Genomic DNA, 15057 nt, shown 5'->3' on the forward strand with positions numbered 1-15057 from the left:
CGGTATTTCGGCGGGGCGTAGCGCTCGCCTAGCCGCAGGCACTATTGCCGCCTATAGCCGACGCATGGCCCAGACATGCGACTGCCGATGCTGAACCTGACGACCCTGCAACTCTTCGTCCGGGTTGCGGAACTCGGCAGCCTTTCGCGCGCGGCGGACGAGGCGAACCTTGCGATCGGCGCGATCAGCCGCCGCCTGACGCAGATGGAGCAGGATCTCGGCGTGCAGCTGCTGGTGCGCAACGGGCGAGGGGTGACGCCGACGGCTGCGGGCGATGCGCTGCTGGCCCATGCCATCCGCATCCTGCGCGAAGTGGGGCTGGCCGCCTCGGACCTCTCCGATTACGCGAACGGCCTGAAGGGCAGCGTGGACATCCTCGCCTGCACCTCGGCAATCACACAGTTCCTGCCCGCCGACCTCGCGGCGTTCGGCCACGCCAACGACAAGATCCGCCTCAACATCCAGGAAGTCTACTCAGCCGAGATCGTCAGCCGCCTGCGCGCGGGCGAGGGACAAGTCGGCGTGATCATGGAGGAGCCCGGTCAGCTCGGGCTCGAAACCTGGAAATACCGCTGCGACCGTTTGGCCGTGGTCGCGCCGCCGCACTTGCTGTTCGGCACGCATTCGGTGCGGTTCCACGATCTGGCCGAGCACGAATTCGTGCAGATGGGTTATGACACCGCCAATACCCGCCTGCTCGCCCGCGCCGCCGACGAACAGGGCTGGCCCCTGCGCCTGCGCGCCGCCGTGGACAGTTACGACGCGGTCTGCCGGATGATCCAGGCGGGCTTCGGGATCGGCGTGTTGCCCAGCGAGGCGGCCCGGAACTTCATCGTGCCGATGGGCCTCAAGCTGGTCGAGCTGGACGAACCCTGGGCGCAGCGGCAGATGCTGCTGGCCGCCAACGGCGCCAGCCTGAGCGGCCCGGCCCGGCTGTTGATCGACTTCCTGATGGAGCGTTCCGCCGGACGGTGATTGGGGGCTGATCCGCAGCGCAAAAGCAAATGCGGACCGCACACTTTCGCGCGCGATCCGCATAGCCGGTCGGGTAGCTCCTCCTCCCCGACACGGTGAACTAGGCGCTTACTTCCCGGCCAGCGCCGCCTGGGCCGCCGCCAGACGCGCGATCGGCACGCGATAGGGCGAGGCCGAGACGTAATCGAGGCCGATCTTCTCGCAGAAGGCGATCGAGGCCGGATCGCCGCCATGCTCGCCGCAGATGCCCAGCTTGATGTCGGGGCGCGTCTTGCGGCCGCGTTCCGCTGCCAGTTCGATCAGTTCACCCACGCCGTCCACGTCGATGCTGACGAACGGATCGCGGGCGAAGATGCCCTTGTCCACGTAATGCGTCAGGAACTTGCCGGCGTCGTCGCGGCTGATGCCGATCGTGGTCTGGGTAAGGTCGTTGGTGCCGAACGAGAAGAACTCGCCGGTCTGCGCGATCTCGCCCGCCTTGAGCGCGGCGCGCGGCAGTTCGATCATGGTGCCCACGAGGTAGTCCACGGTGGCGCCGCGCTCGCTGAAGACTTCGGCGGCCACGCGGTCGACGATCGCCTTCATCAGGTCCAGTTCCTTGGCGGTGGCCACCAGCGGGATCATCACTTCGGGGATCGGCGCCTCGCCGGTACGGTCCTTGACGATGAGCGCCGCCTCGAAGATCGCGCGGGCCTGCATCTCGTAGATTTCCGGGTAAGTCACGCCCAGGCGGCAGCCGCGATGGCCGAGCATCGGGTTGACCTCGTGCAGTTCGCCGGCACGGCGCTTGAGCGTTTCGACGCTGACATTGGCGGCGCGGGCCACGTCCTCGAACTCCGCCTCGGCATGGGGCAGGAATTCGTGCAGCGGCGGATCGAGCAGGCGGATCGTTACCGGCAGGCCGGCCATGACCGTGAAGATTTCCGCGAAGTCGTCACGCTGTTCCGGCAGCAGCTTGGCGAGCGCGGTGCGGCGCTCGGCCTCGCCCTCGGCCAGGATCATCTCGCGCACGGCGGTGATGCGGGCAGCGTCGAAGAACATGTGCTCGGTGCGGCACAGGCCGACGCCCTCGGCGCCGAATTCGCGCGCGGTGCGGCAATCCAGCGGCGTTTCCGCATTGGCGCGAACCTTGAGACGGCGGACCTTGTCGGCCCATTCCATCAGCGTGCCGAAGTCACCGGCGAGTTCCGGCTGCACGGTCGCCACTTCACCGGCCATCACTTCGCCGGTGGCGCCGTCGATGGTGACGGTGTCGCCTTCCTTCAGGATGCGGCCGTCGATGCGCATGGTGCGCGCCACGTTGTCGATCTGGAGGCTGCCAGCGCCGGAGACGCAGGGACGGCCCATGCCGCGCGCCACCACGGCGGCGTGGCTGGTCATGCCGCCGCGCGCCGTGAGAATGCCGCGCGCCGCGTGCATGCCGTGGATGTCCTCAGGGCTGGTCTCCACGCGGACGAGGATCACCGCCTTGCCCTGTTCGGCCAGCTTTTCCGCCGTGTCGGCATCAAGCACGATCGCGCCCGAAGCCGCGCCCGGCGAGGCGGGCAGGCCCTTGGTGAGCACGTCGCGCGGTGCCTTGGGATCGAGCGTCGGGTGCAGAAGCTGGTCGAGCGCGGCGGGATCGACGCGGGCGACGGCTTCCTCCTCGCTGATCAGGCCTTCGCGCGCCATGTCGACGGCGATCTTCAGCGCGGCCTTGGCGGTGCGCTTGCCCGAGCGGGTCTGGAGCATCCAGAGCTTGCCCTGCTGCACCGTGAATTCGATGTCCTGCATGTCGCGGTAGTGCTTTTCGAGGATCTCGAACACGCTGGCGAGTTCCGCGTAAGTCTCGGACATGGCCTCTTCCATCGAGGCCGGCTTGGCACCGGCGCGCTCGCGGGCCGCCTTGGTCAGGTACTGCGGGGTGCGGATGCCGGCGACGACGTCCTCGCCCTGCGCGTTGATGAGGTATTCGCCGTAGTAGGCGTTCTCGCCGGTGGCCGGGTCACGGGTGAAGGCAACGCCGGTGGCCGAGGTTTCGCCCATGTTACCGAAGACCATGGCCTGCACGTTGACGGCCGTGCCCCATTCGCCGGGGATGGAGTTCAGGCGGCGATAGACCTTGGCGCGGTCCGACTGCCAGGAACCGAACACGGCGCCGATCGCGCCCCAGAGCTGGTCGTGCACGTCCTGCGGGAACGGCTTGTTCCAGAGCTTCTCGACGATGGCCTTGTATTCCGCGACCAGGATCTTCCAGTCGGCGGCGGTCATCTCGGTATCGAGGTCGTAGCCGCGATCTTCCTTGGCGATGTCCAGCGCTTCCTCGAAGGCGCCGTGATCGAGTTCGAGCACGACGTCCGAATACATCTGGATGAAACGGCGATAGCTGTCCCAGGCGAAGCGCTCGTCACCCGAAGTCTGGGCGAGGCCCTCTACGGTCTGGTCGTTCAGGCCGAGATTGAGCACGGTGTCCATCATGCCCGGCATCGAGATGCGCGCGCCCGAGCGGACCGAGACCAGCAGCGGATCGGCGACATTGCCGAAAGTCTTGCCGGTCACCTGCTGGATATGCGCGATGCCCTCTGCCACTTCGGCCTTCACGCTTTCGGGATAGACGCCGCCGTCATTGTAGTAGCGCGTGCACATCTCGGTGGTGATGGTGAAGCCGGGAGGAACCGGCAGACCGATCGCGGCCATGCCGTCGAGGTTCGCGCCCTTGCCGCCCAGCAGGTTCTTGTCGCCCTTGCCGCCATCGTCGACGCCGCCACCGAAGCGGTAGACGTAGCGCGTTTCAGTCAAAGCCGTCATGAATGGATCACTCTCGTTTAAAGGCAGAGGCCGGATGCGAATCCGGCACTTTGCTGCGATGCGGCGACGTAAATGGCCGGGATGGGGCTAAAGTTCCATGGATAAATGGCAAAGCCGGATTTCACGGTTCGTGAAATCTTGCGCGTATATGTCGTCCCGGACTTGATCCGGGACCGCTGGCAGCTCTTTAGGAGCACGCGTACGGCGGGGCGCCCTGCCTAGAGGTGGGCTGGTCATGGCCTGCGGTCCCGGATCAAGTCCGGGATGACGGCTGCTTGGGCCTGGTTTCCGGCATCAGCGCGAAAACGGGCAAAACGCAGACCGCCACCACCGCGATCATCACCCCGGGCACGGCGGGCCAGCCGGTGGCCTTCACCAGAAGCTGCGCCGCGAAAGGCGCGAGGCCGCCGAACACCGCCGTCGCAGCCGTGGCGCCCAGCGCAAGGCCGGTAAGGCGGCCTTCGCCGGGAAACTGCTCGGCGGTGGCCACGGCGCCGACGGCGCTGACCGCCCCGCCCAGCGCGGCCAGCAGCAGGGCGCCGATCAGCGCGGCGCCGTAGGATCCCTCGCCCATGCCGGCGAAGGCTGCGGCCGGCAGCAGCATCGACATCGCCCCGACTCCCAGCAGGACCGGACGCCTCCCGATGCGGTCCGACAGAACCCCGACGAAGGGCGTGACGAAGATGACGACGAAGGCCGCCGCCGTCGAAAGCCACAGCGCCTGGCTCTCCGCCATGACGCCGGATTCGGTCACGAAGGCCGGGACATAAGTGATGCCGACATAGTAGGTGATAGAGCCCAGCGCGGAAATGGCGAAACCGCGCGCGATGGCCGGTCGATGGCGGGACAGGACATGCAGCAAGGGGCGTTCCGGAACGCTGCGGCGCAGCACCTGTCGCTCGAACTCCGGCGATTCCTCCAGGGTCGCGCGGGCCAGCAGGACCGCGCCGGCCAGCGCCGCGCCGACCAGGAAGGGGATACGCCAACCCCATGCGTCCAGCGCGTCCGGCGCAAGGGCGTGGACCACGACGGCGGATACGCCCGCCGCCAGCAGTCCGCCCAATTCGCTGGCCGCCGCCGCGCAGGAGGTGACGAGGCCGCGCCGCCGCCGGTCGGCGCCCTCCATCAGGTAGGCAACCACCCCGGTATATTCGCCGCCCACCGAGAAGGCCATGACGCAGCGCAGGGCGAGCAGCAGCCAGCCCGACGCGGCCCCGACCGCTGCATGGGTGGGCAGCGCCGCCGTGGCGAGCATGGCCGCCGTCATCAGCGCCATCGACGCCAGCATCATCCGCCGCCGCCCGTGGCGATCGCCTATGTGCCCGAACACCGCCGCGCCCAGCGGCCGCATCAGGTAGGCCACGGCAAAGCCGCCCAAGGTCACCGAAAGCGCATTCTCGCCGCCGCCGAAGAACACCCGCGACAGCACCGTCGCCAGATAGAGGTAGAGCGTGAAATCGTACCATTCGACGATCGTCGAGAAGGCCGCCACGATCATGGAGCGTCTGGTCAACGGCCTGTGCGCGGTATCCGCGTCGGCTGTCATCGCTATCGTCCGGCCCGCGTATTGAGGATCATGCGGCGATGATAGCCTGCTGATCGAACTTGGCAAATCTGCGAGGGGGCGCTTCGCGTCGTCCCGGACTTGATCCGGGACCGCTGGCCGTGAACGGCCCACTTCTCGGCTGAGGCGCCTGTCCGCAAGATCGCGCCTAAAGAACTGCCAGCGGTCCCGGATCAAGTCCGGGACGACGAGGCGCTGCGACGGGTGGCTTCGGCAATCGCCGCCAGCCAGCGCTGGCGATCGGCCTGGGCATCGGGCAGGGCACGATGGGCCGGCGGCCCGTCGCGCACCGAATCCGTTTCCGAAAGGATCGCCCTTACCGCCTCCCGAACCTCCTCCACCGGCAGCAGCCCCGCAAGGATAGCGGCGACGTCCCGCGCGATCATCTCGCCGGTCTTGCGCAGGCGCAGATGGTGCTTGGGGAAGCCGACGCTGCGAAGCAGGGCGTTCAGCCACTTGGCATCCCAGGACGGCGCGCTGGCGTGGAGGTCATGCCCCGAAAGCTGCTCCACCATCCTTGCGGCCACCGCATCGTGCAGTTCTCCCTCGCGCTGCAGTTGCGCGAGGGAGATGCCGTGGATCGCCTCGGCTTCGGCGTCCCAGTCGGTCCAACCGGGCGCCGGGCGGATCAGGTGGCTTTCGCCGCGCCCATCCTCGAAGACCCAGGCGACCTCGATGGGGTAGCTGCACTTCGCCAGGGACGAGGCCTCGAAATCCAGAAAGACCTTCATGCCTCAGCGCGCATAACAAGGAGACGGATCATGGGCCGCCGACATAGGATCCGCGATCGACGATGACTTCGCCTTCATCCTCGCCGTCCCAATAGTGCGCCTGCTCCGCGCCGACGCGGATCAGGACGAGGCCGGGCGTATCCACGCCCTGTTCGAACCAGCGGTCGAGCCCTTTGGTCCAGTGCTCCGCGAACTGCCCCTTGTCGCGGATCAGTTCGGCCTTGCCTTCCACGGCGATGAAGAAGGGGCGCATCCCCAGGATCCCGGCCTTGCCCTGAAAGCTCAGGCCGACGCGGGGATCGTTGGCGATCTCCGTGACCATGGCGGTGTCCTCGGTGGTGAAGAACCAGGAATCGCCGTCGTAGTCCACCTCGCGGTTGTTGCTCATCGGCCGCGCGGCGATCGTGCCGCCGGGGCCGTGGGTGGAGAGCATCGTGAAGTCTATGTCCTTCATCTTTTCGGCAAGGTCGGCAAGCGTCTTGCGGGTCATCGCGTTTCTCCCAGGAGTGTCCCGCATGTAACCCGCGACCGGCCCGGATGCTCCCGCATGCCCGGTACGAGCGGCTCAGCGGTCCAGCGATTCCCGCACTTTTGCCGCCAGCGCCTGCATCGTGAAAGGCTTGGACAGCAGTTCGACGCCTTCGCCCAGCCGCCCTTCATGCATGATCGCATCGTGCGGATAGCCCGAGATGTAGAGCACCGCGAGCCCCGGCACGATCTCTCGCGCGCGCTGGGCGAGTTCGCTGCCGGACATGCGCGGCATCACCACATCGCTGACCAGCAGGTCGATGCGCGCCTCGCCGCGTCGCAACAGGTCCAGCGCATCGGAGCCGTTCGCCGCTTCCAGCACGCGGTAGCCCAGATCGCAGAGCGCGCCCACCGCGTAACGGCGCACGTCCTCGTCGTCCTCGACCAGCAGGATCGTCTCGGAGGCCCGGCCGGATTCGGCGTGATCCTGGTGGTAGCCGTGATCCTCCACCGCCCCGCCATGGCAGCGCGGCAGGTGCAGCACCACGCGCGTCCCCTCGCCGGGGCGGGAGGCGATGTCGATGCCGCCGCCGGATTGCTTGGCGAAACCGTAGACCATCGACAGGCCCAGCCCGGTGCCCTTGCCCACGTCCTTGGTGGTGAAGAAGGGATCGAACACTTTCGCCAGCGTCGCCTCGTCCATGCCGATACCGTCGTCGGCCACCTCGATGGCGACGTAGTCTCCCGCCGGCATCTCTCCATCCTGGCCGGAATGGGTCTCGTTTCGCGCGGTGATCCGCAGCGATCCGCCCTCGGCCATGGCGTCGCGGGCATTGACCGCCAGATTCAGGATCGCATTCTCAAGCTGGTGCGGATCGGCCTCGACCATCCACAGGCCGCTTTCGCTTCCATCGACGGCCTCTCCGGCCGTATCGATGGTCACCGAGATCGCTTCCGTGATCGTGCGCAAAAGCAGATCGGACATGCCTTCCAGCAGGTCGCGCACGTTGACCGCACGCGGGTCAAGCGGCTGCCGGCGCGAGAAGGCGAGCAGCCGGTGCGTCAGCGCGGCAGCGCGCTCGGCGCCTTTCATGGCCTGCTCCAGCGAGCGCCGCATGCGCGGATCGGCCGAAGGCGCCGCGCGGCGCGATGCCATGTCGATGCTGCCGATGATGATGGTCAGCAAGTTGTTGAAATCGTGCGCGATGCCGCCGGTCAGCTGGCCGACCGCTTCCATCTTCTGCGCCTGGCGCAGCACGTCCTCGGCATGGCGCCGCTCGGCCACTTCGGCGGCGACGCGCTGCTCCAGGGTTTCGGCCAGTTCCCGCAACGCGGCTTCCTGCTGCTTGGCCAGGGTCACGTCGTAGATGACGCCAAGCAGGCGATAGCCCTTGCCGTCCGCCTCGCGCTGCACTTCGCCGCGCCGCGCGATCCAGCGCGGTTCGCCGTCTTCGCCCCGGCGAATGAGGAACTCGCCGGAAAGCGTATCCGGCAGCGCCGTCTGCACGCCTTCAGGGATCAGCGACAGCGCACCTTCGCTCACGACGGAATTGATCGTCCGCACCGGCAGGCGGTCCGCCGGGTGGAGGCCCAGCAGCTTGCAGAATTCGGTGGAGACGGAAACGGTGGCGAAACCGTCGCTATATTCGAACGTCCCCACCCCGCCCGCGCTCTGGGCGATGCGCAGGCGTTCCTCGGTGCGCTTGCGTTCGGTTACGTCGACCAGCAGGCCGGTGAAGCGCACGGGCTCGTCGTCGGCATCGAGGTGGCACTGCCCCCGGCCGTGCATCCACAGCACTTTGCCGGTGGCGGTGACGACGCGGAACTCCTTGGAGAACAGCGATGCCCCGGCCAGCATCCCGGCCACCGCGATGCGGATGCGCGCGCGATCCTCGGGATGGATGGCCTTGAAGAACGTGGCGGTGGGAAAGCCCCGGGACAGGCCTTCCGAAGGCAGCCCGTAAAGCTCCGCGAAGCTGGCGTCCAGGAAGAGCCGGTCCGCCGCGATCTCCCAGTCCCACGATCCGCTGGCCCCGGCGGCGGCCAGCACGGCCCGCAACTGCTCGTGGTTCAGCGCGCTTCCTGCAGGGCCAGCTTCTGGCCCAAAGTCTGGCCCAAAGTCTGGTCCTGCCCCGGCCCCCGTTTCAGGCATCATCGCCCACGACGGAGGCGATGAATTCGTCCAGCAGTTCCTTGAGCGTCGCCAGCGAGGGAATGTCCATCAGCATGGCGATATAGCCGCGAATGTCGCGCATGCGCACCGCGAAATCGATGTAGAGGAACAGCACCAGGCCTTCCTCGGCCCCATCCCCAGCCTCATCCACTTCGAACAGGGTGGCCCCGTTGCCGCGCAGCACTTCGGGGATGGTCATCGTCAGCGAACGCTTGAGCATGTTCGCCATCGTCGCCAGGCAGGAATTCAGGATCACGTTGCCGGTTTCGGCCAGTGCCTCCTGCTCCATCTCCAGCACTTCCTCGACGCTCAGCTCACCGCCGGTCACGGCGCGCACCAGTTCGAGACTGTTGGTTTCCGGGAAGATCAGCAGCGCCCGGCCGGAAAAGGGCCCCGTAAAATCCTGCCGCACGGCGATGAGATCGGCCACTTCCCGCTCGCTGATGAGGCGGGCGGCGCGACGGTGGCTCACCACTTCGATCGAGGGAACCGACAGCAGCACCTGCTCGCCGATCATCTTGCGCAGGCTGGACGCGGCGCGACTGACGCCGATGTTGACGATTTCCGTCAGCGCATCGCGTTCGAGTTCGGTAAGAGCAACCTGCTCCGGTATCATGCCCCGGCCGTTCGCAGCTTGAGCGCGGCTCCGGACAGGAAGCCCGAAAGTCCCTCGCTGGTGACCGGCTTGGCGATGAACGCCGCCCCCACTTCGCGGGCGCGGGCGATGATCTCGTCCTGGATATTGGCGGTTATGATCGCGATCGGCATCTCGGGGCGCATAGCGCGCAACTCGGCCGCAAGTTCCAGGCCGTCCTTCTCGCTCATGTTGAAATCGATCAGCGAGACGTCCACGGCTTCCTGGCCGATAACGTCCAGCGCCTCTGCGGCGCTGCCTGCTTCCACCTTGCTCCATTCCGGCTGAAGCTGCGCCAGGGCCTTGGATGCAACGATCCGCGCGAGCTTGCTGTCATCCACGATCATCACGGTAACCGACACGCAAATGCTCCTGTTCTTTGGCGTTCCCGAAGGCTGTCGGCCGATCTATAGGGCGACGCAAGCCACACAGGTATAACTTTTGTTATCGGGGTTGAAGTCGCTTCGCCAGCGCCGACACGCCATCAAGCAGAGGATCGGCGAATGCCCCCTCGATTTCGCGGGCGAACAGCGCCAGCAGCTGGATCACCGCGGAATGCGCGGCCGTCATGGCAGAGACATCGACCTTGCGCAGGGGATCGTCCTGCAAGGCGGCCAGCAGCGGTTCCGCATCCTCGACCGGGCAGGCGCCGACCAGCCGGATCGTGCCGTTTTCCACGATCACGCTCATGACAGCAGCTCCGGCAGATCGAGCACCAGCAGCACGCCGCCGTCGGCGTCCAGCGTCGTGCCGCCGATCGCCGGCATGGCGGCCAGCAAGCCCGAGCGCTCTCGCACGGCGGCATCGATGCGCTCGCCCACGGCATCGACGCGCAGCGCGATCCGCTCGCCCGAGGCCCCCGTCACCACCAGCCGGGCCCAATCGGCCTCTGCATTCCCGGCCCGGACCTGCTCCAGCCCCTCCGCGTGGCCCAGCAGCGCCGCCAGCGACAGCACCGGCACCGTGCGATCGCGGATCACGCAGGCGCGGCCATGGCCCAGTTCCTCGATCGCGGCAGCGTCCACCCGCAGCGTCTCGTGGATCTGGTCCATCCGCAGCCCGTATCGCTCGTCCCCCACGCGCACCGTGACGAGGCGCGTCAGGATCGCGTTCAGCGGCAGCCGGATGGCGATATCGGTGCCCCGGCCCGGCGCGCTCTCGATCTCGATGGAGCCCTGCAACCGCTCCACCGCGCGCTGCACCGCGTCCATGCCCACGCCCCGGCCCGATACGCCCGTAACCGAACGGGACGTGGAGAAGCCCGGCGCAAAAATCAGCCGCAGCGCCTGGCGGTCGGTCAGCGCGGCGGCCTCCTTGGTGCCGATCAGCCCCTTTCCCACGGCGGCGCGCCGGATCGCAACCGGCTCGATGCCCTTGCCGTCGTCACTCACTTTCACCGCGAGATGATCCCCGCTGCGCCGGAACGACAGGCTGATCGTGCCCGAAGCGGGCTTGCCCGCTCCCACGCGCGCGTCGGCCGTCTCGATCCCATGGTCCACGGCATTGCGCACGAGGTGGAGCAGCGGCTCGAAGATGGCGTCCGCCACCTGCTTGTCCACTTCCACGCCCTCGCCCGAGAGCACGAAGCGCACGTCCTTGCCCAGCGATGCCGCAAGGTCGCGGGCGAGACGCGGCAGTCGCCGCAGCACGGGCTGAAGCGGCACACGGCGGACTTCGGCCACGGTGGACGACAGCCTGTTCAGAGAACCGGCCAGAGCACCCTGCACCCGGCGCAGCTCGGCCGCCAGCACGCGATCGCTCGTCGCCGCGCGCTCCACCGCCGCCTCCAGCGCATTGAGAGCGACGGCCATCTGGCCCACCTCGTCCGCAAGCACGTCCAGCCGGGTGGCCGAGACGCGCAACATGCCGCCGCTCTCCCCGGGCTCCATCGGCACGTCCCCGACGTCGCCTGCCGGATTTTTGTCTTCCCGTTCGGGCGCGCCCAGGGCGACCACCTCCACCTGGTTCGGCATCATGCGGAAGGCGGCGCGCACCCGATCCTGCGGCGCGGCGGAAAGGCCGACGATCCGCAGGACGCAGCGAAACGGTTCGAAGTCGTCGATACCCGGCGCGTCGGGAGGAAACGACAGGTCCAGCGCCAGCAAATCTGGCACGGCGCGGGCGACGGCCAGCGGGTCCTCGCCCCGGAAAAAGCAATCGGCATCGGGCACATAGCGGAAGGCAGTGGCGGCCTGCCCGAAGGACGGCGCCTGCGCCATCGTCGCCTCCAGCCACGCCGGAATATGCTCTGCCGCATCGCGCCGGGGAGGCTCAGGGGCATCCGGCCCAGGCTCCCGAACCGACACGGCGCCCTCGTCCGGCCCATCGAGCGCCCCATTGAGCCCAATGCCCAGACCGGCGGCGCAAGCTTCGGCATCGGCGGGAAGGCTGCCGTCGCGTTCGAGCAGGTCGATCCAGCGGTCCACCTGGTCGATCACCGCCACCAGCGCGGTGAGATCGGGCACGGACAGCGGCGCGTCTCCCCCCTGAGCATGGTTTCGGCGGGCATGGTCCAGGCGGGTCTCGGCCCGGTGCAGCAGACCCTCGGCCGGGGCCATGTCGAACAGGGCGACGGAGCCCTTGAGCGTGTGGACGGCGCGAAACAGGCTGTCCAGCACGTCGCGCCGCTCCGGCTGCCGCGCCAGCGCCGCCAGATCGCCTTGCGCCTGCGCCACCAGATCGCGCCCTTCGATCAGGAACTGTTCGAGCAATTCGTCCATCATGGGCGACGATAGACGATAGCGTCGTCAAGGCGAACGAGATTGAAGCGCTCGTCGATCCGGGTCATCGATTCGCTGTGGCCCAGGCACAGATAGCCGCCGGGACGAAGCGCCCGGTGCAGGTTGTTCGCCGCCGTCTGCCGGCCGGCCTCGTCGAAGTAGATGAGCAGGTTGCGGCACAGGATCACGTCGAATTCGCCCTGCGCCGCCATCGAGCGGGCGTCGATCAGGTTGGCGGGGGCGAAGCTTACAGATTCGCGCAAGTCCGCGATCAGCCGATAGTGCGCTCCGGCCCTCTCGAAATAGGCCGAGCGCAGCGGCTCGGGCATCCGGGCCACCGCCCGTTCGCCATAATCGCCGCGTCGGGCCGCAGCCAGCGCGGCGGTGTCTATGTCCGAGCCGACGATCTCGATGTTGTAGGCATCCACCAGCGGCCAGAATTCCAGCAGCCAGATGGCGATGGAATAGGCCTCCTCCCCGGTGGCGCAGGGCATCGACCAGATACGGATGCGATCGCCGGGAATGCGGGTCCGCGCCAGGTCCGGCAGGATGGCATTGGCCAGCGCGGCGAACTGGTGATCCTCGCGAAAGAAGTACGTCTCGTTGATGGTCATCGCGTTGATGAGATTCTGGCGCTCTTCCTCGTCGCTGAGCAGCCGCGTGAAGTAGGCCCGCGTATCGGCCGCGCCGGTGCGGCGCATCCGCTCGGCCAGGCGCCGCTCGATGTAATAGGTCTTGTTGGGGCCGAAGGTCATGCCGGTCCAGCCGCGCAGCAGTTCGCTGACCCGGACGATGTCGTTCGCGTCCAGCCCCGACGCGGGGGTCAGGTCGGCGCCCGTCACGCCCCCGGTCATGCTCCCCCCGGTCATGCCCGTTCCTCCATCGTGCCGCGCGGCTCGACACCCGCCCAGTCCATCAGTTGCCCGGCGATCCGGTCCACGGGCAGCACCAGGTCCGCTCCGCCCAGCGCCACCAGAGCCCCCGGCATGCCCCAAACCACCGCACTTTCGGCATCCTGCGCAATCGTTCGGCCGCCTTCCCGCCGCATCCGCGCCATGGCCTGCGCGCCGTCGTTGCCCATGCCCGTCAGCAGCACGCCCACCAGCGCACCGGCCCCCAGCACTTCGCAGGCCGAGTCCACGAGACGATCGGTGCTGGGATGCCAGTGCAGTTCGGGGCGGGCGGGCGCGGCCAGCACCACCGGCTCGCCGCGGCGCCGCGAGAGGATGACATCGGCATCGCCCCGGCCGAGATAGACGCACCCCGGCCGCAGCGCCGCCGCGCCGGTCACCTCCTCGACCGATATCGCGCATTGCCGGTCCAGCCGGCGCGCGAGCGGCCCGGTAAAGCTGGCCGGCATGTGCTGGGCAATCACGATCGGCCAGGGGAAGTCTGCGGGGAGCGGTTGCAGCAGGGCATCGAGAGCAGGCGGTCCGCCGGTGGAAGAGCCCACCAACACGGCCGCTATGTCCTGCGTCTTTGAGCCCTGCGCCCGAGGCGCCGTCACCGCCGCTTTTCGCATGGTCCGGCTCTCGGTCCCCGCCCGCGCCCTCACCCGCTCCGCCAGTCGCATCACGCGCGGCAGGCGGGCGGAGGCGGCGGCGCGGACCTTCTCCACCAGCGGATCGGCGATCCGGTCCAGTTCCAGCGAGATCGGGCCTTCGGGTTTCGCCACGAAATCCACCGCGCCCAGCGAGAGCGCCTCCAGCGTCTCGTCCGCGCCCTCCTGCGTCAGCGCGGAGACCATGACCACCGGGCAGGGCCGCTGCACCATGATCCGGTCGAGGCAGGCCAGCCCGTCCATCTCCGGCATGTGGATGTCCATCGTCACCACGTCGGGCGCGAAGGAGGCCAGCATCGCCAGCGCCTCGTTCCCGTCGCGCGCCACGGCGACCTCGAAGCCCCCGTCCTCTCCGAACAACTGGGACAGCAGTTTGCGCATCAGCGCCGAATCGTCGACGATGAGCAGCCTGATCTTCTTCACGGTCGCGCCGCCTGTTCCGCGCGGGCCAGCAAAGCGCGCGAGGCCGCATCGATCAGCGTCCACGGCGATACCAGCAGCGCGATCCTTTCCCCTTCCGCCCTTTCCCCTTCCGCTTCGTCGGTCAGGCGGGCGTAGCCCTCGAACGTCGCGTCCGCCGCGCCGCCCGCGTCGGGACGCTCGATCGCATGGGGCGGAAGGTCCATCAGACCATCGATCCGGTCCACCAGCAGCCCCGCAGGATCGCCGCCATGGCGGGCGAGCACCAGGCGCCGGTCCTTCGCACCGGCACCGTCGGCACGGCTCCCGAGGCGCAGGGAAAGGTCGATCACCGGCACGGCGGCGCCGTGCAGACTGGCAAGCCCGGCCAGCCATTCGGGGGCATCGGGAACCGCCGCAAGCGCCGGCACCCGCGCCACCCCGTCCACGGCCCCCAGCGGCATCGCCAGACGGTGTTCCCCGGCACGAAACGCCAGCCAGGACTGCCGCTCTCCCGCTTGCATTTCGCCCTCGGAGAGGGATCGAGCCGGGGCGAGTGTCCGCAGCGCCGTGGTGGTCTCCGCATCGAGCAGATGGTCGGCATCGAGCACGGAAATCAGCCGCTCGCCGCCACCGGGGCGGCAGATCGCCCGGATCGTCGCTTCCGCTTCCTTGCGCAGGAGCACGCCCGGCACGGGTTCCAGCCGATCCGGCGCGACCTGGAGGACATTGCAGACCCGGTCCACCACCAGACCGACCTTGCCGCCGCCGATCGGCACGACGACGATCTGCTGGTCCCCCTTCCGGCCCGCGTCCTTCTGCCGCTCTTCGAAGCCGAGCAATGCCGCCAGCGAGAACAAGGGCAGCAGGTTGTCGCGGTACTCGATCGCGCCCAGTGCCGCCCCTCGGGCACCGGGAACCGCCGCCTGATCCGCCGGGCGCTTCAGCACGGCCTCCACCTCATCGGCGGGCAGAGCGAACCGCTGTCCTGCAAGCTCCATCGTAAGGAGCGCCACCCGGTCGTCGCGCACCGCCTCCTGGACGC

Annotated in this window: 13 protein-coding genes; 1 reads left to right on the forward strand and 12 read right to left on the reverse strand. The window is 68.2% G+C overall.

The genetic code is table 11. The features are described from left to right. The first annotated feature begins 75 nt into the window (after nucleotides 1-75). Nucleotides 76-975: a LysR family transcriptional regulator gene (locus ACI3K3_RS24210; protein ID WP_404918432.1), complete on the forward strand. Its 900-nt coding sequence runs from the start codon at nucleotides 76-78 to the stop codon at nucleotides 973-975. Nucleotides 976-1083: 108 nt separating this feature from the next. Here the strand turns inward: ACI3K3_RS24210 and ppdK are convergent, their stop codons facing one another. The 12 genes from ppdK to ACI3K3_RS24270 form a co-directional block, all read right to left on the reverse strand. After that, nucleotides 1084-3762, reverse strand: a complete 2679-nt coding sequence (ppdK, locus tag ACI3K3_RS24215; protein WP_404918434.1) for a pyruvate, phosphate dikinase — start codon at nucleotides 3760-3762, stop codon at nucleotides 1084-1086. A 253-nt stretch (nucleotides 3763-4015) separates the two neighbouring features. Then, nucleotides 4016-5308, reverse strand: coding sequence for an MFS transporter (locus ACI3K3_RS24220; RefSeq protein ID WP_404918436.1), 1293 nt, complete (start codon nucleotides 5306-5308; stop codon nucleotides 4016-4018). 191 nt (nucleotides 5309-5499) lie between these two features. Next, a complete protein-coding gene (locus ACI3K3_RS24225) occupies nucleotides 5500-6057 on the reverse strand; it encodes a transcriptional regulator (protein ID WP_404918438.1) in 558 nt (185 codons plus the stop codon). Between the two features lie 28 nt (nucleotides 6058-6085). Beyond that, nucleotides 6086-6547, reverse strand: a complete 462-nt coding sequence (locus tag ACI3K3_RS24230) for a pyridoxamine 5'-phosphate oxidase family protein (protein WP_404918440.1) — start codon at nucleotides 6545-6547, stop codon at nucleotides 6086-6088. A 75-nt stretch (nucleotides 6548-6622) separates the two neighbouring features. Continuing rightward, entirely contained in the window at nucleotides 6623-8575 is a 1953-nt protein-coding gene (locus ACI3K3_RS24235) for an ATP-binding protein (protein ID WP_404918442.1), read from the reverse strand. Between the two features lie 94 nt (nucleotides 8576-8669). Then, entirely contained in the window at nucleotides 8670-9314 is a 645-nt protein-coding gene (locus tag ACI3K3_RS24240) for a chemotaxis protein CheX (protein ID WP_404918444.1), read from the reverse strand. After that, the gene (locus tag ACI3K3_RS24245; RefSeq protein ID WP_313436241.1) at nucleotides 9311-9694 is read right to left on the reverse strand and encodes a response regulator; all 384 of its coding nucleotides are present in this window, start codon (nucleotides 9692-9694) and stop codon (nucleotides 9311-9313) included. Before ACI3K3_RS24245 ends, ACI3K3_RS24240 begins: the two co-directional genes overlap by 4 nt. A gap of 82 nt (nucleotides 9695-9776) precedes the next feature. Then, nucleotides 9777-10022: a hypothetical protein gene (locus tag ACI3K3_RS24250; RefSeq protein WP_404918446.1), complete on the reverse strand. Its 246-nt coding sequence runs from the start codon at nucleotides 10020-10022 to the stop codon at nucleotides 9777-9779. Further along, the gene (locus ACI3K3_RS24255) at nucleotides 10019-12055 is read right to left on the reverse strand and encodes a chemotaxis protein CheA (protein ID WP_404918448.1); all 2037 of its coding nucleotides are present in this window, start codon (nucleotides 12053-12055) and stop codon (nucleotides 10019-10021) included. Before ACI3K3_RS24255 ends, ACI3K3_RS24250 begins: the two co-directional genes overlap by 4 nt. After that, entirely contained in the window at nucleotides 12052-12921 is an 870-nt protein-coding gene (locus ACI3K3_RS24260) for a CheR family methyltransferase (RefSeq protein WP_404918450.1), read from the reverse strand. The genes ACI3K3_RS24255 and ACI3K3_RS24260 overlap by 4 nt, the downstream gene beginning before the upstream one ends. Next, the gene (gene cheB, locus ACI3K3_RS24265; RefSeq protein WP_404918454.1) at nucleotides 12918-13994 is read right to left on the reverse strand and encodes a chemotaxis-specific protein-glutamate methyltransferase CheB; all 1077 of its coding nucleotides are present in this window, start codon (nucleotides 13992-13994) and stop codon (nucleotides 12918-12920) included. Before cheB ends, ACI3K3_RS24260 begins: the two co-directional genes overlap by 4 nt. A gap of 38 nt (nucleotides 13995-14032) precedes the next feature. Beyond that, nucleotides 14033-15057: chemotaxis protein CheW (locus ACI3K3_RS24270; protein WP_404918452.1), on the reverse strand; the 1025-nt coding region annotated here is incomplete at its 5' end.

This window comes from Novosphingobium sp. ZW T3_23 (genome assembly GCF_044987305.1).
Taxonomy (GTDB): domain Bacteria; phylum Pseudomonadota; class Alphaproteobacteria; order Sphingomonadales; family Sphingomonadaceae; genus Novosphingobium.

Bases quoted from the DNA above. Each gene is read 5' to 3' on its own strand.
- ACI3K3_RS24210 (WP_404918432.1), top strand. From the start codon at position 76: ATGCGACTGCCGATGCTGAACCTGACGACCCTGCAACTCTTCGTCCGG.
- ppdK (WP_404918434.1), bottom strand. From the start codon at position 3,762: ATGACGGCTTTGACTGAAACGCGCTACGTCTACCGCTTCGGTGGCGGC.
- ACI3K3_RS24220 (WP_404918436.1), bottom strand. From the start codon at position 5,308: ATGACAGCCGACGCGGATACCGCGCACAGGCCGTTGACCAGACGCTCC.
- ACI3K3_RS24225 (WP_404918438.1), bottom strand. From the start codon at position 6,057: ATGAAGGTCTTTCTGGATTTCGAGGCCTCGTCCCTGGCGAAGTGCAGC.
- ACI3K3_RS24230 (WP_404918440.1), bottom strand. From the start codon at position 6,547: ATGACCCGCAAGACGCTTGCCGACCTTGCCGAAAAGATGAAGGACATA.
- ACI3K3_RS24240 (WP_404918444.1), bottom strand. From the start codon at position 9,314: ATGATACCGGAGCAGGTTGCTCTTACCGAACTCGAACGCGATGCGCTG.
- ACI3K3_RS24250 (WP_404918446.1), bottom strand. From the start codon at position 10,022: ATGAGCGTGATCGTGGAAAACGGCACGATCCGGCTGGTCGGCGCCTGC.
- ACI3K3_RS24255 (WP_404918448.1), bottom strand. From the start codon at position 12,055: ATGATGGACGAATTGCTCGAACAGTTCCTGATCGAAGGGCGCGATCTG.
- ACI3K3_RS24260 (WP_404918450.1), bottom strand. From the start codon at position 12,921: ATGACCGGGGGGAGCATGACCGGGGGCGTGACGGGCGCCGACCTGACC.
- cheB (WP_404918454.1), bottom strand. From the start codon at position 13,994: ATGCGCAAACTGCTGTCCCAGTTGTTCGGAGAGGACGGGGGCTTCGAG.